A 19,602-nucleotide genomic window follows, 5' to 3' on the forward strand; every position below is an offset into this window, starting at 1 on the left:
GAGTATTTCAATCCTTTCAACCTACCTATTATAGCGGATTTAGCGCTTTTTTTCAATTATCTAAAGAAGATAAAAATCGCCCTTTCGAGCGATTTTATTCTCCTATGTCAATGAAATTTCCTTAAAACCCTGACAATGACACTGCTAAAGAGGAAAATTGCAAAGATTAAGATTAAAACCAGTAAATAGAGCAGGCGTTTTTTCTGATTTCCAGTTCTTCTTTTTCTTCAGATGTCATGGAAAAAATGGCCTTATTCCCTTTCAAGAGATAGAGGATCAAGCCATCCGCCAGTTGTTAAGAAAGCCTAAAATTTGGGATGTTTCATTCCGCTAATAGAATCGTCTAGTTGAACTAGCTTAAAGAGTTGATAGACAAACAGCCCATTTGTTACTAGAAGCAAAGCAAGTCATAATTAATAAAAAAATCCTGCCACATTAACTTGACAGGAGCTACAAATTCGAAGTGAATTAACTGCGGACCAGACTTAACTGCTTTTTCCACCGTTTCTTAAACAATATATCAAAGAGAACCAGGGCTAGAGAAAGGATGACTGACACAAGAAGATACTTTAGCCATAGGGGTGCGTTAGGGATAAAAGGCGGACTTTTTAGCAGACCGTAATTGCCTCCTGTCACTTGATTAACGCCGACTAGGAAAAGATTGAGCCCAAAGGTGTAAGCTACAATCATATATTTCTTGAGCAGGCTCTTGTCGTAGTGATTCATCAAATAAATCAAGGAATTTACCAAGAGAGCATAGTGGCCAATCAGGAAAGAGAAACTGGTAATATGCGGGAAATCATAGGGGTCAAAGACTGGATAGCCCAAGGCAAAGACCGCTCCGCTGGCTCCTAATAGAGCAAAATACTGCTTACTGCGCCATTTGTCTGGCAAAAAGACCACCGCAAACATAGCCAGGCGGCAATGATAAAAAGGTAGACTATTGGAAAAGGGAATCCTAAAACCAAAATACCAGCTATAAAGCATCAGCAGTTGAGCAATCTGAATCCACTTAAAAGCCTTGACAAAACGCGGATTATCATGGTATTTGAGCGAACTCCAAATAGACAGCAAGACCAGAGCAATCATCACAGCATACCATAAAATCGAGATGGGCGGTGCCACCGTTTTTGTCGTAGTTAAAAAATCTTTCATAAATCCTCCATGAGATGATTAGGTTAGAGTGACTGTCTTGGTCTGCTCCACGCGCTTAAAAATGTTAGAAACCAAACAGATTGCTGCACTTAAGACGATTGAGACAAGCAGATAATTGAGCAGGAGTCCGTGATTGCCAACAAGCGGCGGATCTGTGAGAAATCCATAAGAACCCTTTGTCAACATATTGATAACAAGCAAAAAAGCATTCATCATAAAGGTCGTCCACACCACTCGCTGCCAGCTCATAGAGAAAGTATGATAATATCTGAAAAGATAAATCAAACAATTTCCCAAGAGCGCTAGATGGCCAATAATAAAGGACAAAATAGTGATATGAGGAAAAGGATAGGGATCAAAAATTGGATAAATAAAGGCTACAATCGATCCAAAAGTCCCCAAAAGCGCAAAATAAAATTTATACACTGAGCGATTAGGCAGAAACATCAAGGCAAACATAGCCAGGCGGCAATGATAAAAAGGCAGACTCTCAGACAGCGGGGCAGCAGTCAGCATATACCAAGAATAGAGGCCTATAAGTTGGCAAGCTTGCATACCGACAAATAGCTGCTGGTAAGACTTCCGATTGTAGTAGCGATAGGAAAGCCAGATAATCGCAAAGACCAGCCCCAAAAGAACAAAATACCAAAGTCCCAGTTGAGGCGGTTCGGTTTTATAGGTTGTAAACATATCTCTTATTCCCATCTCCTAGGCTCCCATTCTAATATAAGATTTGAACAAGGCTGAGTTTGCCTGTTGTTGCAATAATTTCTAGCTTTTTCAGACAAAAAGTATCCCAGAAACTTACTTAACTAATCCAAATACTGTTCTCTATCTCCTTGACAAATCTCCCAAAGGATTTCCAACTGTTCTTTTGTAGTCCGCTTAGAAGATAATTCTGGTAAAGATTGGATAGCAAAGAAAGCTAACTCTTCTATTTCTGTATTAGGCTGAAAATCTCCATCCTCTATCTGACACTCGAAGACCAGTTTAGCATATTGCTTACTCTGAAATTGAAATTTATTAGTATCAAAAATTGCAAGCAGACGAGAAACTGAAACATCAAATCCCGTTTCTTCTTGGACTTCCTTGACGATATTTTCCTTAGGAGATAGGCCGACTTCACAAAAGCCGCCAGGTAAAGCCCAAGTTTTCTCATTTTTACCCTTGACTAAACAGACTTTTCCGTCTCGAACCAGTAAGGCGCGGACATCAATCAAGGGAGTGGCATAAAAATACGTTGGGCGCAACAGCTCTGCCAATTCTTTCCCATCCAAATCTGACCAATCAGCCAGGAGGTGTCCCAAAAGCTGACGGAGTTCTAAGTAACGTTCTCGATCAAATTCATCACAACTAAATGCTAGACCTGTCTCTGTAATAGAAAGGAGACGTTGAATGGTTTTTGCAATTTCTTTAGTTTCCATCTTCCAAGTCCTCTACCAGCTTCGCCAGATTCATGGAATTACTGCCTTTGAGAAGGATTTGGTCGGTAGGGGTCAGACTCTCTCTGACAGCTTGTTTCAGCTGTTCAAACTGGTCTTTCTCGTCATTTTTGATAAAGTAATGCACCTTGCCTGGAGGGTAGATTTCCTTGGCATAGTTATAGAGTGCTTCCATATCCTGTCCATAGAGGAAAAGGTCGGTCACAATTTCTGGATTGAGGCTGGTAATCATCGAGCCATGCATGGACTTAGAGTCCGCTCCCAGCTCTTTCATATCCGCCAGCACCGCCAATTTTCGTCCGCCTGGATTGGCCGGAATGGTCGAGAAAGTCTCAAGAATCAAGCGCATAGCTGTTGGATTAGCATTGTAGACATCCGATAGGATATCTGCGCCATTACCAGCTTTCTTCCACTCTGTTCGATTGCGGGTCAGCTCTAGCTCAGAAAGGGCTTGAGCAATAGCCGCCTCAGATACCCCCTCCTGCAAAGCTGCATAGGCTGCAATCATGGCGTTGGTCGCATTGTACTTGCCAGTTACAGGCAGGTCAATCCTCTGCTCCAAAAAGTTGCATTCAAAGCTCAAGCTGTCCTTGCGCTCTTCCAGACGCGTCAGGAAGATATCCGCATCAGGACCAAAGCGAACCAGTTTGCAGTCTGCTGGCAGAAATTCATTGACAATCTTATCTGCCGGAACGATCAAAAGACCTTCTTTTCTCAAGCCATCTGCAATCTGCATCTTGCCTTGGGCAATCTCAGCTCGGCTGCCGAAAAATTCCAGATGGGCTTCTCCGACCAGAGTTACAATGCCCGTCTTAGGTTTGGCAAGTTCCGACAGGAGATGGATATCGCCCAAGTGATCCTGCCCCATTTCTAAAACAAGTTTCTCTGTGTCCTCAGGCATGTGAAGAACCGTATAGGGCAGACCGATTTCGTTATTGTAATTACCTTGTGTCTTATAGGTCTTGTAGCTGGTTGCTAGTAGCTGAGCCAGCATATCCTTAGTTGTCGTTTTACCGTTGGAGCCTGTCACCGCCAGCACATCCACCTGCATCTTTTCCAGATAATACTGAGCCAAGCGCTGAAAGGCCGTCAGGACATCATCGACCAAGATATAAGCCCCCTCTGCCACTGGATGCTCAGATAAGGTGGCAGCAGCACCCTGAGCAAAGGCTGTTGGGATAAAGTCATGGCCATCACGCGCCCCCTTGAGTGGCACAAAAAGGTCACCCGACTCAATCAAGCGGCTGTCAAACTCAGCATTTCTAAGCGCAACATTTTCAAACTGAGTCACATCATTTTTCGCAGACAGGACTTCTGCAATTTCATATAAATCTAATTTCATACTTCTTCCTCGTTTTTCGGTTTGCTTGCAAAAAGAAAGGACCGAAAATTTTCAGCCCCTCTATTATATCATATTTTAGAGAAGATGCGCCTCTCTCTTAGCAAATGCCTCTTCAGCTAGACCAACTAACTTCTCAATCAAATCAGGATAGGCCAGCCCCATATTTTCCCAAAGCAGTGGATACATGGACCACTGGGTAAAACCTGGCATGGTATTGAGTTCATTAAGGAAGACCTGACCATCTTCTGCATAGAAGAAATCACAGCGGGACAGTCCCAGACCACCCAGAGCTCGGAAAGCAACCTCAGCATTTTGACGCATCAGGCTCACCACTTCTTCTGGAATCTTAGCCGGAATATCCATGGTAATCTTATTATCAATGTATTTGGCTTCGTAGTCATAAAAAGCCACGTCCTTGACCACTTCTCCAGGCAGGGTACTCTTGACATCAACATTGCCCAGAAGTCCAACCTCAATCTCGCGAGCCGTCACTCCTTGCTCAACCAGTACCCGGCTGTCGTATTTGAAAGCCAGGTCCAGAGAAGCACGCAGTTCTGCTTGGTTTTCAGATTTAGAAATGCCGACACTGGAGCCCATATTGGAGGGCTTGGTGAAAACTGGATAGGTCAATTTCTCTTCGATTTCTTGAATCTTTTGCTCTAGATCCTCTCCATCAACCAGCGCTACATAAGGCACTTGGGCAATGCCTGCCGATTCCAGCACTCGCTTGGTCGTGATTTTATCCATGGCTAGGCTAGAAGATAAAATATTACAGCCGACATAAGGCATTTTGAGTACTTCTAGGAAGCCTTGAATAGAACCATCTTCGCCCATGGGACCATGCAGAACTGGAAAGACCACTGCTCCATCTTCGTAAATATCGCTAGGCTTAATCTTCCGAGACATATCAACTGTCGCATTGGTCATCAGCTTTTCATCAGCCGCTGGCTTTGCTTCAAATTCCTGAGTTTGGATAAAATCTCCATCCTTGGTGATGAAGTAAGTTTTCACCGAGAATCTATCATAATTGACAGCCCGCATGACGCTCTCAGCTGATAAAACCGAAACTTCCCGCTCTGCACTGCGTCCGCCATACAATAAAATCAATCTTTGTTTTGCCATGATTTTTCCTATCATTTTCTAAAAATAGTACAATTTACAAAAGCTGCCAGCCCGAGAAGAATCAAGTTCAAAAGCTTGGTTTTGCATCTACCTAGCTAGTCGATTCTTCTAAGCAGGAGCTTCTGTATCAGTCCGTTTTAGTATATCACAATTCCCAGTATTTTTGAACAGAAAAAAGGACTCTTCCAGCCAGCTAGAGCCAGAAAAATCCTTGATGTTTATAATTCCGTCCGATTTTCGATAGCGCGAATCAGCGTAACCTCGTCCGCATATTCAATGTCGGAGCCAACCGCCAAACCACGTGCTAGGCGAGTCACCTTAATCCCAGCAGGTTTCAAGACCCGTGAGATATACATGGAAGTCGCTTCGCCATCCGCAGTCGCATTGGTCGCGACGATAACTTCCGTCACCTCACTATCCATCAGACGAGTGATCAGACTTTTGAGATTGATATCGTCCGGTCCAACGCCATTCATAGGCGAAATCAAGCCATGCAGGACATGATAAAGTCCATGGTATTCTTGGATATTTTCCATGGCTGACACATCTCGGCTGTCCTCAACGATCAAAATAGTTGATTGATCACGTGACTGGTCTTGACAGATGGCACAAGGGTCTTCATCCGTCAGGTTGCCGCAGACAGAGCAGTAGCTCAGCTCACGCTTAGCAGCCAGAAGATTCTTGGCAAATTCATTGACATCATCATCACTCATGCCAATGGTGTAAAAAGCCAGACGAGTGGCTGTTTTAATGCCAATGCCGGGCAGCTTGGAGAAACTGTCAATCAGCTTGGCAATAGGGGTTGGGTAAAGCATAAAATCCTTTCTCTATTCTCAAAAAATCTCCTCAAACCAGATTGCTCTACTTGAGCACTGACAGCTTTAGCTTTCTCCGTTTGCTGATGATTTTCATTGAGCACTAATTCATAGGGTGTTGTTGATTGTAAAGATTAATAATATCGCGAGTGATACTGTGGCTGACAGTAGAAGATAGATCCGTATTGTGAGGGAACACTACCGCCACTGCAATCTGCGGCTTCTCACTCGGTGCATAGGACACGACATTGGTATTGATGGCTTCTTTCTTACCCTTGTCCACAAAGGTCTCAGCCGTACCAGTCTTGGCACTAATTGGCACGCTCTCTCCCTGGGAAATGGTCCGGCCGGTCGTAAAGCCGCTGCTTCCATGAACCACTTGATAGAAGCCTTGCTTGATAATGCTCATATCCTCGTCAGAGATATTGACCTGGTTCAGCTCCTTGGTGTCAATTTTCTGCACCAAATCACCGAGTCCTCCTTGATCACTGTTGCCGTAAATGCCTTCAACGATATGCGGAGCCACACGCTTGCCGTTATTAGCAACTGTTGAGGCATACTGGGCCAGCTGAAGCGTCGTATAATTGTCAAACTGGCCGAACGAATTGGTCAGATAGTTGGCAAAGGTAAACTTGTCTGGAAGATAGCCCGTGGATTCATTAGGCAGGTCAATCCCTGTCGAAGTGCCTAGACCATATTCTGCAAAAGTCGACCGCAGCTTTTTCATGGACGGATCCAGCTCATCAAAATCCAGTTTCATATCCGCAGAATAAGGCGTTCCCATCATCTTCAGCGCCACCTGTACCATATAGGTATTGGAAGAGTATTCCAAGGCCTCTTGGGCTGTGATGGCACGTGAACCATACTGGGTAAACCAAGAAGTGATACTGTCCGTACCGCCAAAGCTAATCGGCTGGTCTGTCAGGACTTGGTTGCCGCTAATGGCATTATTCTCCCAGCCCGAGGTCAATGTTGCAGCCTTGACCACAGATCCCGGATCAAAGACATTGGTCATGGTTCCCAGAGCATCGATTGAGCTTTCTCCTGTTTCCAGGTCGTGCCGGACGCCTGCCATGGCCAAGACGGCGCCGGTATTTGGATCCATAGCTACGGCATAGACGCCCTCAGAGTAGGTCGCATTGCCACTAGCCAACTCTGCATTAAAGGCATTTTTGAGAATGTCCTCCACTCCCTGCTGGAAGCTCAAGTCCACCGTCAGCTTGAGATTGTCTCCCTTGCTGCCGTCAGAGATATTTTCCACACTCTCCATATTACCATTTTTGTCCAGATGAATCTCTTTCTCAGCTCGCTTGCCTTGTAGGACTGACTCATACTGCTTTTCCAGATAGGAGGTCCCCACCCGGTCATTGAGGGAGTAGCCTTTTTTCAGGTAATCATCCACTTCCTCAGCCGGAAGTCCAGTCTTTTCTGTCGAGATATTGCCCACGATAGACGCCAGTGAGGTATCTAAGACCTTGCGGTCCCAGCCCGTTGAGACACTGATACCTGGCAACTCCTTGCTGCTGGAAGCCAGTACAGCCACCTGCTCTGTTGTCAGCGGATCTGTCTGGATGGTCCCCGTCGCAAAGTTGGAAATGGCATTCATCTGACTAAAGAGAACGATGGCCTTCTTTTCCTCATCCGTATAGCCCAGCTGTTTAGGGTCAATGCTTTCAGCTGCCGCCTTATAGATTTTGGACTCAGGCAGGCGGTTGCCGTCTGTATCAAATTTCTTGTCCTTGGGCAGCTTTTCCACCACTTCCTGATAGACTGCGCTGTCCGCCAAATAATAATCCACCTCTTGGCGGTCTGTCACCTCTGTATCGCTGACACTGACATAGGTCAGGAGCTTTTGAGCAGTCGCTCGAATCTCTCCAGCCGTCAGACGATTATCCCGTGTATAGGTCACCACCTGCTTGGTCGTATTTTCCACCAAGGGCTTGCCGGTAGCATCATAAATCTGCCCACGCACTGAGCTAGTGGTAATCTTGGTCTTGCTGGCCTTGGCCAACTTATCCGTATAAAAGTCCTGATTGACCACCTGCATATAGCCCAGACGGGCAATCAAGGCTAAAAACAAAAGCATCACGATTCCAAACAGCAGATAAAGTCTTCTGGTGATGGAATGACTGTCAAATTTTCTCTTCTTCCTTGCCATCTTCTCTCTCATTCTAGTAAAAGTTCTGACCTTTATTTTACCACAAATCCAGCTCGATGAATGTTTCAAAACTGATAGAAAATCTGAAAATATGGACGAGTTAAGAGGAAGTCTGCCAAACTACTGAACCTAAAAGACTTCCGGCTAGGCTTCTAACAATCCTTGTCCTTCCTCTCTGGAAAAGCAAAGAACCTGAGAATAATCTCAGATTCCTTTAAGCTTATTTTCCAAGGTAGTATTCTTTTACTACGTTCAATTTTTCGTCAAATTCGAATACCAATGGTGGGAAGTTTGGAATTTCCACATCCATGATTTCATCGTCAGACAATTGTTTGATGTGCTTCACAAGGGCACGGATTGAGTTACCGTGTGCACCTACAAAGACATTTTTGCCATCTTTCAAAGCTGGAGCAATCTTGTCTTCCCAGAATGGAAGGGCACGCTCAAGCGTAACTTTCAAGTTTTCAGCATCTGGAATAACTGAGTCGTCAAGTGAAGCATAACGACGGTCAGTGTGTGCTGAGTGCTCATCATCGCGATCCATGTTTGGAGGCAATACATCGTATGAACGACGCCAGATATGCACTTGCTCATCACCAAATTGTTCAGCTGCTTCTGCCTTATTTTTACCAGTCAGTCCGCCATAGTGACGCTCGTTCAAGCGCCATGATTTTTCAACTGGTACCCAAAGCTGATCAGCTGCTTCCAAAGCAAGGTTAGTTGTCTTAATCGCACGCTTCAATACTGAAGTGTAAGCTTGGTCAAACTCGATACCAGCTTCTTTAATCAGTTTACCAGCGTCGATTGCTTGCTGTGTACCTTTTTCAGACAAGTCAACATCAGCCCAACCAGTGAAAAGGTTCGCTTTGTTCCATTCAGACTCACCGTGGCGAGCAAAAACTAATTTTACCATTAGATGGATTCTCCTTTTATTTTCCGAGGCAGTCCCCGTTTATCTATTCTATTTTACAAAATTTTCGCCTAAAAAGCTAGCCTATTTCGTCAAATCAGACCTTTTTCAGCAAGAAAGCGTTTTTGTATTTCCGAGCGAAAACCTTTGCCTTAGCACCCGCCAGACAGATAAGCCTCATTAGCTTCCTTGAGCCACCAAGTCCGCCGCCTGTCTATCAACTGATAAATAAGCAGTAAGCCAGACACAATCCAGATAGAGAGCATATTGACAAAAATGAAAAGCTCTACCCCCCTGACGTGCTGATCCGAAGTTAGGTAATCATACTTTGATATGTAATTATCTCCAATCACCTTGTAGACGCCTGGCATTACTTGATTAATCCCAGCAAATACTGCCAAGAAAAAAGCTAGCTGCACAGGTAAGGAATAGATGATTTTATGAAAACGAACGAAGCCCAAAGAAAAGCTAGTGAAACGCCTAGAACGCTCTCCAATAAAAAAGAAGATAAAAAGAGGAAGATAAGCAATGTAGGTAAAGTCAGATACTAGCGGTGTATGAGGTGTAATAGGAAAAAAGTCTCTAAAACCATAGTCTCCATTCCTCAAAAGCCAATTACTAAAATCTATTGGAAAACTATAAGATATAAATGCAATTAGAGTGATTATAATAAGTTTCCATTTCATAATCCAGAGTCGCTTCACTTTTTGATAAATCAGATAAAGACGTGAGCGATCCACACTGTTTTGAGGAAGATTTTCCTTTATTAGCTTGCCGCAAGAAGGACAAATGGGATAGCCAGCTTCCTCTTCAAAAAGAAGATGACGGCATTCCAAAAGAGGTGATTCATCACTGTCTGACAACTCATCCAGCCATTTCTTTCTCCACCAGAACATAAGACCTCCTAAAAATCTAACCTACCCACAAAGTAATACCCCTTAAAGATTTCGATACTACAGACTTATGGCGAATTTACCTATTTTGTAAATCCTTCAGAACTCTTTGAATCTCTTTGTACAAGGCTTTATTCTGCTTTCATTATATCAAAAGAGAATTCGCCTGTAAAATAATAGCATAAGTATATAAGGGGTTACCCTTAAAATATCTGATCTTGCTATGTGCTGTACTTGACTAGGTATCAACGTCTCTAAGCTCAGATGATATCCTGCGAACATGCCTTGCTAAAACACATAGAAAAAGGCTAGGAGACATAAGTTCTAGCCTTGCTTTTTATTAGAAATAGAATCTTGACGCAATAGATGATTGCTCAAATTGCTGCTTTGAGGTTACAGATTGAATTTGCAAAGCGAGTCATAACTTTGTTCGTCTTTGAGGCTCCAAAAAGCTGCTAATCATCCTCACAGTCACATCGCCTCTTGCTGGCATTGGGGGCATAAGCCATAGACAGTCGTTTGGCTTTGGGTGATGTGGTAGCCAGTCTGCGCTTCAGCCTCATGCTTCACATCCGGAAGTTCCAGCTCCATATCAGCAATACGGCCACATTTTTCACAGATGACATTGAGATGCTGATGGCCCATAAAGTCAAAGTAGGTCGTCGTATCATTGCGAACCTTGAGCTCAGCGACAAAACCCTCATCAATCAGAACCTTGAGATTATTATAGACTGTTGCCAGACTCATATTAGGAAAATTGGGCTTCAAGTCCTGATATATCATTTCAGCGCTAGGATGGTCATGACTTTGGATAATATAGTCAACTACCGCCTTCCGCGTTTCTGTAATGCGCACACCCTTGGCGCGCAAATGGCCAATTACTTGGTCAAAATCATGCTGATGTTCTTGTTTCATTATTTACTCCGTTATAGCCTCTCATCTAAGTCATTACCATTATACCATGACTAGGCTTACTTGGCTATTAAGAATGATTGTAAATAAGCTAAAAAGAAAAAAGCAGGACAGAACTAACCAAAGTTCATCATCCTGCTTCTGCATGATTGCTTATCCATTTAAGGCAATGCAAGCTTTAAACTAGTATTTTTTCAATCCTCGCTCTATGCTTGGAATCTCTTCAAGCTTGCTAAATAAAGGGAACCGCCTATGATAGAAAGAATAGCACCAATCCAGCCCAAGAAGTCATTAAAGGTAAAAATTCCACCTACAATCATCAAGATAGAGCCTGCTGGTCCCACACGATTGTCATCCTTATAGTAGACAATACCAGCAATTCCCAAAGCTAGGATTGCAATTTTCAGGATGTCAAATACACCTAGCATAAAATAAATAACCCAAATGAAGAAAGGCCACAAAAGTAGAATAATACCACCGATAAGTCCAACAAGTCCATTTACGAGTGCTAATGTTTTTGTCTTCATCAACAGTCTCCTTTATATAATTTTTTACTAAAATAGTTTACCATACTTGCTAGAAAAATACAAGCTTATTTTTAATTTTATGAACAATTCAAGCATTTGACTGCTTATAATGCTTATCTTTCCTTGAAAAATAAAAAGCCTGCTATTCCCAACAAAAGTTGAGATAACAGACTTCTCATATATTCTAGATTTTCAAAGCTTTTTACTGCAGCTTAATCTTAGTCACGCTGACGTTTGGTCAAGCCAACTGCTCCTCCAAAGCAGCCAATGTCTGCATGAGGAGTAGAAAGATTGAAAAAAGCACGACAAACAATCCCATCAGCAAGCGAAATTTGCTGCCAAAAGGATTAACAGGAAGCAGTGAGCCCTGAAGTGGTTTCCATTTCATTTCTCACCTCCTAAACTTTTTATTTCACGTCTTTAAATATGTTTGTCCTTTATCATTCTCTTTTGTTTAGAGACAAATTACTTCATTTTACTGCAAAATAAAAACTCCAAGAAAGTTCATCAATCAACTTTCTCGAAGCACCTAAATCTCTTATTAAGCTCAAGAAATGAGAGCAAAAATAAAAACCTGACATACTCGCCAGAGGCAAGTGTATCAGGCTTTATTAACCAAAATTATTTTACAGCGTCTTTAAGAGCTTTACCTGCTTTGAAAGCTGGTACTTTAGAAGCTGCGATTTTGATTTCTTTACCAGTTTGTGGGTTGCGACCTTTACGTGCTGCACGCTCACGAACTTCAAAGTTACCAAAACCGATAAGTTGAACTTTTTCACCTTTTGAAAGGTACTCAGTTACAGCTGCGAATACAGCGTCAACTGCTGCTGCTGAATCTTTTTTAGTCAATTCTGTAGCTTCTGCTACTTTTGCGATCAAATCTTGTTTGTTAGCCATTTAACAAATCCTCCAAATTTTTTCTGGGTTGATAACCCTAACAAATATTATCATATCTAAAAATAGCTTTCAGGTCAAGTACTAAGCCGCTATTTTCTAAATTATTATGGTTTTATTCGTAACGAATCAGCACAGCCCAAGCATTTTCCCCTGTATGTGTCTGAATAATGGACCCTGTTTCCAGCACTGAAATAGGATTCTTGACATACGGCTGTAAACTTTCCTTCATTTCTAGTGCCAATTCTGGACTGCCTGCATAGGAAATTCCAATTTCAGCCACTTGCTTAATTTGCAGACTTGCTGTCAAATCATCCAGCCATTTCTTAAAGGTCTTAGCACCCCTCCCCTTGACAATGGGCTCTAGCTGATGGTCCTTCATTTGCATGATAACCCGGATATTAAGCAAGGAGCTAATCAGACCGGAAACTCGACCTATGCGGCCTCCTTTAACCAGATTTTCTAAGGTAGAAAGACCGATGTAAAGTTCTGTCTTTTCTTTCACTTCCTCAATTCTAGTCAGAATCTCCTCTAGGCTAGCTCCTTCTTTGGCCAGTTTAGCTGCTTCAGTGACCTGGAACTTCATAGCCTGATCAGTAAAAGAGCTATCAACAACCGTCACATCAGCATTAGCCAAAGTCGCTCCCTGACGGGCTGCTTCGACAGTCCCTGACAAGGCATGAGACATGTGAATGGAGATAATCTGTGCTCCATCCTCTGCCAAACGCTCAAAAACATCAGCAAAGACTCCAACAGGCGGCTGGCTGGTTTTAGGAAGGTTGCGACTAGACTGCATAAGACGAAGAAACTCACCTTCCTCTAAGTCTGCATCCGAATAGACCACCCCGTCCACCATAACAGAGAGAGGCACAATTGTAATGTCTAATTCCTTAGCAACCTCTGGTTCAATGGTTACAGATGAGTCTGTTATGATTTTTATTTTTGTCATAGATTTCCTACTCTGTATCTAAATTTTAACTTCTTATTACACTACATTATACCAAATTTTTATGGTTTTGTGGGGGAATATTCGCTAAAATCACAGCTCAGGCCAAGCGTTTCCTAAATTTAATCTGCTTGTTTTAGTTTTTTAATCTTTTTGCGCTTCTTTAAAATTAGATGAAAAAGTGTTTACATGCAGCTTTTTTAGCTTTATTGGGGAAAATTTTAGGAAAAAGCTGGTTTTCAAAGAGAATCTCCGCAAAAAAAGATTGGGAAAATCCAATCTTTTTTCAGTCTTCGGCTAGCAAACCATCATTTTTTATGGCATACCGCCCTATGATGCCATTATGACCAAAGAGAACTCCGTGGAGGACTCCGCCATAAACAGCTCCGCCATCCATGCCAATCTTGCCATCCTCAGTCATCCATAGCTGATCAGTTCCCGGTGCCTTATGCAAGAGGTAAAATGTTGGTGTATGGCCAAAGACAATCGTTTTGCCAGTCTGATTGCTGCCTTCGTGAAAAGGCGCGCGTATCCAAACCTTTTGATAATCACTGGTCTCTCGCCAGTCTTTCAACTCCAAATCTAGGCCAGCATGGACAAAAATGTACCGCTCTGTCTCCAATAGGAAAGGCATCTGACGAATAAAATCTACTAAATCTGCCGCCTCCGTCTTAACACGTTCCGCGTCTGCTAGTCCATCTACAGGAGCATTGAGAGGCCGGCCTAAAAGCGAATTAATCGTCGTATCTCCGCCATTGCGTCGGTAGTGGTCATAAGACTTTTCAGGATTGTCCAGCCAGGTCAGAAACATATACTCATGATTGCCAGACAGACAAACAGCTCCTTCTTGGTCCACTAGGTCCTTGACCCGCTCCAAAACTGCTCGGCTGTCCTCACCACGATCTATCAAGTCGCCTAGAAAGACTAGTTGGCTGCGACCATCCCAGTGCTGGAGCAGCTCATCTAGCATACTAGCCTTACCATGGACATCACCAATTGCAAAATATTCTGTCATATGCGCTCCTCCTAAAGGAGACCGAAACACTAGTGTCTCAGCCTCGCTTGTTTATTTCTTTAATAATTCTCTGGCTTGAGTCAAGGCAGCATCCGTTACATCTTCGCCAGCCAGCATCTTAGCAACTTCCTGAACACGCTCGTCAGCCGTCAGCAAGCGAACCGTTGAGACGGTTGAATTCTCATCCGAAATCTTCTCAATAAAGAACTGATAATCGGCAATCGCAATGACCTGCGGCAAATGGGAAATAGCCAAGACTTGCCCGTTGGAGCCAATCTTGTGAATCTTCTGAGCAATAGCCTGGGCCACTCGGCCAGAAACGCCCGTATCCACTTCGTCAAAGACAATGCTAGTCTTACCTTCCTTACGAGAAAAGGCAGACTTGATAGCCAGCATGAGACGGGAGAGTTCCCCGCCAGACGCAACCTTCACCAGAGGTTTGAAATCCTCACCCGGATTGGCTGAGATGTAGAATTCTACTTGTTCATTGCCTTCACGGTTAAACTTGCCCTTACTGAACTGCACTTTAAAGCGCGCCTTTTCCATATAGAGGTCTTGCAGCTCTTGCTTGATTTCTGCTTCCAGCTGGGCTGCTAGGCCGTGACGAGCCTGACTCAGCTCCTGAGCAAGCTCTACCAGCTCTCTCTCCAAGACCTTCAGCTCTCGATCCATATCCTCTGAGGACAAATTACTTCCGGTCAAAAGGCTGTATTCTTTGGAAATCTGAGCAAAGTAATCCAGCACATCATCTACTTGGCCGCCGTATTTACGCGTGATGCTGTTAATCAAGTCTAAGCGACTCTCCACCTGTAGCAGCCGATCTCCGTCAAAGTCCAGTCCATCTAAAATATCCTCTAGGCGCTTGCTGACATCTTCCAAGACATAATAAGTCTCTGACAAGCTGCCTGAAAGCTCCTTGTAGGCTGGATCGTAATCCTCGATAGACTCAAGGTCATTCATAGCTGAGCGGACATTGGTCAGACTGGAAAAATCTTCATTATCCAGCATGGTATAGGCGTTGGTCAGCGTATCGGCAATGAATTTGTGGTTGAGCAAGCGGTCCCGCTCCTGATGCAGGGCAGTATCTTCACCGCTTTTGAGGGCTGCGCTCTCAATCTCTGCCATCTGAAACTCCAGCATCTCAATTCTGGCCTTATGCTCCTGCTGATTTTTCTGTAGAGTCAGCACTTGCTTACGTAGACTTCGATAGCGGTCAAAGGTTTCCTGATAGCGACCCTTGAGATGCAAAAAGTCTGCTGAGCCAAACTCATCTAGCATGGCAATATGAAGCTGGGGTCTCATCAGCTCTTCCTGATCATGCTGACCATGGATATCAACCAAATGCTGGCCGACAGCCTTTAGAACAGACAAATTAACCATCTGGCCATTGATACGGCTAACACTTCGGCCATTTTGCAGAATTTCCCGACGGATAATCAGCTCATCGGTCAGCTCCCAACCTTGCTCCTCAAAAATCTCTCGCAAAGCTCTGCTATTTTCCAGCGAAAAAAGTCCCTCTATCTCAGCTTTTGGGGCACCATGACGAATAACATCCGTCGTAGCACGGCTGCCCAGCATCATGTTCATCGCGTCAATAATAATAGACTTGCCGGCTCCGGTTTCCCCGGTCAAAACCGTCATACCTTGCTCAAAATTAAGGGAAATCTCCTCAATAATGGCAAAATTTTTAATCGAAATTTCTAATAACATAGGCTTTCCTACCAATGGTGAATGATGGTCGCAATCCTTGCGGCTGCTTCCTCTGTCATCATAACCATCAAAATACTGTCGTTGTCTGCCAAGATACTGAAAATATCTTCAGCAAATTCATTCCTAAGATGACGCTTGACCAGTGCTGTGCTCCCCGGTACCAGACTGAGATTGATCATATTTCCCAAAACCTGACAGGACAGGATATTATTTTCTGCCAAACCCAGACTGCTGGTCATGGTCTTAGGCAGCTCGTAGATATAAGTGTTGTCCTTGAGCGGTATCTTGACAATGCCCAGCTCTTTGATATCCCGAGAGACCGTAGCCTGGGTCGCTGTAATCCCAGACTCCCTGAGATGTTCTACAATTTCCTCCTGTGTGCCAATGTCATAGTCACTGACAAAGCGTCTAATCTTTTCTAATCTATCCTTCTTATTCATCCTTAAATTCCTTGTGTGCTGCCTCTACGACAGCTGTCATTATTGCTGAATCAAGAGGCTGCGGCTCTGTGCTCTTTTCTAAATAGGCCAGAAATTCTACATTGCCCTGACCGCCCTGAATAGGCGAAAAATCCAGTCCCCTGACAGAAAAGCCAGCCTCCATCATAAATTCCGTGACCTTTTCCAGAACTACCAAATGGACCTTTTTATCCTTGACAATCCCTTTTTTCCCAATCTGCTCGCGTCCCGCTTCAAACTGGGGCTTGATTAAGGCGACCACTTGGCCATCCCGCGCCAAAATCTCATGAAGTGCTGGCAAAATCAAGCTCAGCGATATAAAGCTAACATCAATACTGGCAAAGCTAGGCTCCTGCTCAAAGTCAGTCCTTTGGGCATAGCGAAAATTAAACTGCTCCATGCTGACAACCCGCTCATCCTGTCTAAGCTTCCAAGCCAGCTGATTGGTGCCTACATCCACTGCATAGACCAGCTTGGCTCCGTGCTGCAGCATGACATCTGTAAAACCGCCAGTCGAAGCTCCGATATCTAAGGTCACTCGGTCAGTGACCGAAAGTTCAAAGACTTGCAAAGCCTTTTCTAGCTTGAGGCCGCCTCGGCTGACATATCTGAGTTTCTCACCTTTTAAGCGCAGTTCTGTTCCTGTGTCAATCTTTTCACCTGGCTTGTCAAAGCGCTGGCCATTGGCCGCAGCAATAACCAGTCCAGCCATTACACCACGCTTAGCCTGCTCTCTGGTCTCAAAGAGCCCTTGTCTGTAGGCCAGCACATCTACTCTTTCCTTAGCCATTCAATCTCAAACTTTCTATTATCTGTTGAATTTCTCCGCCTGAAAACTCTGTCTTTTCTTCCAAGTCTTTCAGAATGTCCACAGCTTCATCAAGGGTCTGATTGAAAAAGTTCTTAGCTCCATCCAGTCCCAGAAAGGCTGGATAAGTCGACTTGGCTGCAGCTAAATCTTTCTGTGGGGTTTTACCCAGCTCTTCAAAGCTGGCTGTCACATCCAAAATATCATCCCGCACTTGAAAGGCCAAGCCCAAGAGCTCTCCAATCCTACGAAGCTTGTCTTGAACAGACTGTTCAACCTCAGCAATCAAACCAGCTGCAACAAAAGGAAACGTTAGAAGTTTTCCAGTCTTATTGGCATGGATGTTTTTTAAATCTTCTAAACTAATTGCTTGTCCTTCGCCTTGCATGTCCAGAACTTGTCCTGCGACCATACCAAAGCTCCCTGCTGCCAGAGACAACTCAGAAATCAAGTCCACCTTGACCTGACTAGGCAGATCGGCTCTTGCCAACAGTCCATAGGGGTCCAAAAAGAGAGAATCACCCGCCAAAATAGCCATATCCTCTCCAAACTTCTTATGGCTAGTCAGGCGTCCGCGACGATAGTCGTCATCATCCATAGCTGGCAAATCATCATGGATAAGGCTGCCAGTGTGAATCATCTCAAGAGCCGCCGCAACCTGATAGTGGGCCTCAGCCAGCTCTAGGCCAAAAGCTTGAATCAACTCCAATAGCAATAAGGGACGAATTCGCTTACCGCCTGCCTGCACCGAATACAAAATAACTTCTGATAAATCCGACGACACTTGCTGAGACCTATAAAAATCTTCAATCGTCAGACCAATTTTTTCCAGTTTCTCGTTTCTTGTCATTCCATTTCCGTTTCTGTGCCGTCTGCCTGCATGACCTTCACTAAGGTCTTTTCAGCCTTGTCCAGACTAGCCTGGAGTTCCTTTGAAAGCTTCATTCCCTTTTGAAATTCCGCAATCGCCTCTTCCAGCGCTACATCACCGTTTTCTAGCTTTTGGACAATGACTTCCAAGTCTGCTAAGTTTTCTTCAAATTTCTTTTCTTTGGACATGTTTTACCTCTACTTCCAGCTGCCCATCCCGCATAAGCAGGGTCAGCTCATCTTTTTCTTTAATGGCTGCGCTTGATTCAACAACCTTTTGATTCTTTTGGACAATAGCATAGCCACGCGCCACGATTCGACTGGTATCCAGCATAAGCAAGGCCTCGGACAATCTCCTGACTTGAGCCACCTTGTTATCATAAATGACCGCCATGTTGCTGCGCAGCAAACGCTCCTGCTGGGCAGTCTGCTCTTGAAAATGCTGAACGCGACTGAGCGGATTCAATGCTTCCAAACGGTGCTGCAAGATTTTGACCCGCTGTTGCTCTTCACTATAATATTCGCGAATTTTTTGCTTCAGTCGCAGGTTGAGCTGGTCTAATTTCTGCAGATGGCCTTCGTAAAGACGCTCTGGCTGTCGGAAGATAACCGACTGGGTCAGCTTATTCAATCTCTCCCAATAATAGCTCAGGCGATTGGAAATCGCTCGTGACATGCGGTTTTCCTGCTGCTGCAAATGCCCCAGCAGATCCAGCTTGGTGACTGGTGTTGCTAGCTCAGCCGCAGCCGTTGGAGTCGCAGCCCTTCGATCTGCTACAAAGTCCGCCAAAGTCGTATCTGTCTCATGGCCGACACTAGAAATAACTGGAATTCGAGACTCAAAAATAGCCCGAACTGTTTCCTCTTCGTTGAAAGCCCAGAGATCTTCGATAGAACCGCCACCTCGACCAATAATCAGCACATCCAAATCTGACCGCTCATTGGCCAGTCTGATGTGGGCAGCAACCTGAGCTGCAGCCCCATCTCCCTGTACCTTGGTAGGGTAAAGGACAATCTCCACTCCCGGAAAGCGACGGCTGACCGTCGTGATAATATCCCGGATAACCGCTCCGCTGGGACTGGTTACAACACCAATTTTCTTAGGAAACTGGGGCAAGGCCTGCTTGAATTTCTCTTGAAAAAGCCCTTCTTCTCCCAGTTTTTTCTTGAGCTGTTCAAACTGGATTGCCAAAGCTCCGATACCATCCGGCTCCGCTTTTTCAATGATGATAGAATAGGAACCGCTCGGCTCATAGAGCTGCACCCGACCAATTACATTGATTTTCATGCCTTCTTCCAGCTCAAAGCCCAACTTCTGGTAGACACCAGACCAAATCGTAACCTGAATGACGGCCTTCTCATCTTTTAATGAAAAATATTGATGATTAGGACGTCGGCGAAAATTGGACACTTGGCCAGTCAAATAGACCCGCTCCAAATAAGGATCCCGCTCAAACTTCATCTTCAAATACTTGGTCAAGGTCGAAACCGACAAATATTCTGGCATGCCCTTTTCCTTTCTTTTCTAGTTTTTCCGTAACTTTTATTATAACAAAAAACTGCATAAAAAACCGATTACAAAGTCTAAAAATCCCCTGAAAAGCAAGAAAAAAACTGGGCTTCCA

Annotated in this window: 21 protein-coding genes and 1 pseudogene; all 22 read right to left on the reverse strand. The window is 44.2% G+C overall.

The genetic code is table 11. The annotated features are described in order from the left end of the window. Positions 1–107 precede the first annotated feature (107 nt). A pseudogene (locus tag O3621_RS08430) lies at positions 108–401 on the reverse strand (hypothetical protein). Positions 402–468: 67 nt separating this feature from the next. Continuing rightward, positions 469–1,155 carry a TIGR02206 family membrane protein gene (locus tag O3621_RS08435; RefSeq protein ID WP_002896107.1) on the reverse strand — a complete coding sequence of 229 codons (687 nt, stop codon included), beginning with the start codon at positions 1,153–1,155 and terminating at the stop codon, positions 469–471. Between the two features lie 18 nt (positions 1,156–1,173). Next, positions 1,174–1,860 (reverse strand): TIGR02206 family membrane protein, encoded by a 687-nt coding sequence (locus O3621_RS08440; protein ID WP_371514053.1) that lies wholly within the window; start codon positions 1,858–1,860, stop codon positions 1,174–1,176. Positions 1,861–1,967: 107 nt separating this feature from the next. After that, the gene (locus O3621_RS08445) at positions 1,968–2,579 is read right to left on the reverse strand and encodes an NUDIX hydrolase N-terminal domain-containing protein (protein WP_371514054.1); all 612 of its coding nucleotides are present in this window, start codon (positions 2,577–2,579) and stop codon (positions 1,968–1,970) included. Continuing rightward, positions 2,569–3,939 (reverse strand): UDP-N-acetylmuramoyl-tripeptide--D-alanyl-D-alanine ligase, encoded by a 1,371-nt coding sequence (gene murF / locus O3621_RS08450; RefSeq protein ID WP_371514055.1) that lies wholly within the window; start codon positions 3,937–3,939, stop codon positions 2,569–2,571. Before murF ends, O3621_RS08445 begins: the two co-directional genes overlap by 11 nt. 75 nt (positions 3,940–4,014) lie before the next feature. Beyond that, positions 4,015–5,061: a D-alanine--D-alanine ligase gene (locus O3621_RS08455; protein ID WP_032910468.1), complete on the reverse strand. Its 1,047-nt coding sequence runs from the start codon at positions 5,059–5,061 to the stop codon at positions 4,015–4,017. 218 nt (positions 5,062–5,279) lie between these two features. Continuing rightward, complete coding sequence (gene recR, locus O3621_RS08460; protein ID WP_002897999.1) at positions 5,280–5,876, reverse strand: recombination mediator RecR; 597 nt, start codon at positions 5,874–5,876, stop codon at positions 5,280–5,282. Positions 5,877–5,979: 103 nt separating this feature from the next. Further along, positions 5,980–8,046: a penicillin-binding protein PBP2B gene (gene pbp2b / locus O3621_RS08465; protein WP_293834980.1), complete on the reverse strand. Its 2,067-nt coding sequence runs from the start codon at positions 8,044–8,046 to the stop codon at positions 5,980–5,982. Between the two features lie 208 nt (positions 8,047–8,254). After that, entirely contained in the window at positions 8,255–8,947 is a 693-nt protein-coding gene (locus O3621_RS08470) for a phosphoglycerate mutase (RefSeq protein WP_002898001.1), read from the reverse strand. A 149-nt stretch (positions 8,948–9,096) separates the two neighbouring features. Continuing rightward, entirely contained in the window at positions 9,097–9,840 is a 744-nt protein-coding gene (locus O3621_RS08475; protein WP_314448469.1) for a hypothetical protein, read from the reverse strand. A gap of 468 nt (positions 9,841–10,308) precedes the next feature. Then, positions 10,309–10,752, reverse strand: coding sequence for a Fur family transcriptional regulator (locus O3621_RS08480; protein ID WP_371514056.1), 444 nt, complete (start codon positions 10,750–10,752; stop codon positions 10,309–10,311). A 203-nt stretch (positions 10,753–10,955) separates the two neighbouring features. Further along, entirely contained in the window at positions 10,956–11,276 is a 321-nt protein-coding gene (locus tag O3621_RS08485; RefSeq protein ID WP_002896121.1) for a hypothetical protein, read from the reverse strand. Positions 11,277–11,514: 238 nt separating this feature from the next. Next, the gene (locus O3621_RS08490) at positions 11,515–11,664 is read right to left on the reverse strand and encodes a hypothetical protein (protein ID WP_185761232.1); all 150 of its coding nucleotides are present in this window, start codon (positions 11,662–11,664) and stop codon (positions 11,515–11,517) included. Between the two features lie 233 nt (positions 11,665–11,897). Further along, positions 11,898–12,173, reverse strand: a complete 276-nt coding sequence (locus O3621_RS08495) for an HU family DNA-binding protein (protein ID WP_002896125.1) — start codon at positions 12,171–12,173, stop codon at positions 11,898–11,900. A 112-nt stretch (positions 12,174–12,285) separates the two neighbouring features. After that, on the reverse strand, positions 12,286–13,119 hold the full coding sequence (locus O3621_RS08500) for a DegV family protein (RefSeq protein ID WP_314449725.1): 834 nt from the start codon (positions 13,117–13,119) through the stop codon (positions 12,286–12,288). A 283-nt stretch (positions 13,120–13,402) separates the two neighbouring features. After that, entirely contained in the window at positions 13,403–14,131 is a 729-nt protein-coding gene (locus tag O3621_RS08505) for a metallophosphoesterase (RefSeq protein WP_314449724.1), read from the reverse strand. A gap of 51 nt (positions 14,132–14,182) precedes the next feature. After that, positions 14,183–15,841: a DNA repair protein RecN gene (gene recN, locus O3621_RS08510; RefSeq protein ID WP_314449723.1), complete on the reverse strand. Its 1,659-nt coding sequence runs from the start codon at positions 15,839–15,841 to the stop codon at positions 14,183–14,185. An 8-nt stretch (positions 15,842–15,849) separates the two neighbouring features. After that, positions 15,850–16,281, reverse strand: a complete 432-nt coding sequence (locus O3621_RS08515) for an arginine repressor (RefSeq protein WP_002915680.1) — start codon at positions 16,279–16,281, stop codon at positions 15,850–15,852. Then, a complete protein-coding gene (locus O3621_RS08520; RefSeq protein WP_314449722.1) occupies positions 16,274–17,089 on the reverse strand; it encodes a TlyA family RNA methyltransferase in 816 nt (271 codons plus the stop codon). Before O3621_RS08520 ends, O3621_RS08515 begins: the two co-directional genes overlap by 8 nt. Continuing rightward, positions 17,082–17,957 (reverse strand): farnesyl diphosphate synthase, encoded by an 876-nt coding sequence (locus O3621_RS08525; protein ID WP_314449721.1) that lies wholly within the window; start codon positions 17,955–17,957, stop codon positions 17,082–17,084. Before O3621_RS08525 ends, O3621_RS08520 begins: the two co-directional genes overlap by 8 nt. Further along, positions 17,954–18,166: an exodeoxyribonuclease VII small subunit gene (locus tag O3621_RS08530; RefSeq protein ID WP_002896137.1), complete on the reverse strand. Its 213-nt coding sequence runs from the start codon at positions 18,164–18,166 to the stop codon at positions 17,954–17,956. Before O3621_RS08530 ends, O3621_RS08525 begins: the two co-directional genes overlap by 4 nt. Further along, positions 18,144–19,484, reverse strand: a complete 1,341-nt coding sequence (gene xseA, locus O3621_RS08535) for an exodeoxyribonuclease VII large subunit (protein WP_371514057.1) — start codon at positions 19,482–19,484, stop codon at positions 18,144–18,146. The genes O3621_RS08530 and xseA overlap by 23 nt, the downstream gene beginning before the upstream one ends. Positions 19,485–19,602 lie beyond the last annotated feature (118 nt).

It is taken from the genome of Streptococcus sp. 20925_1_22 (assembly GCF_041431685.1).
Lineage (GTDB): Bacteria > Bacillota > Bacilli > Lactobacillales > Streptococcaceae > Streptococcus.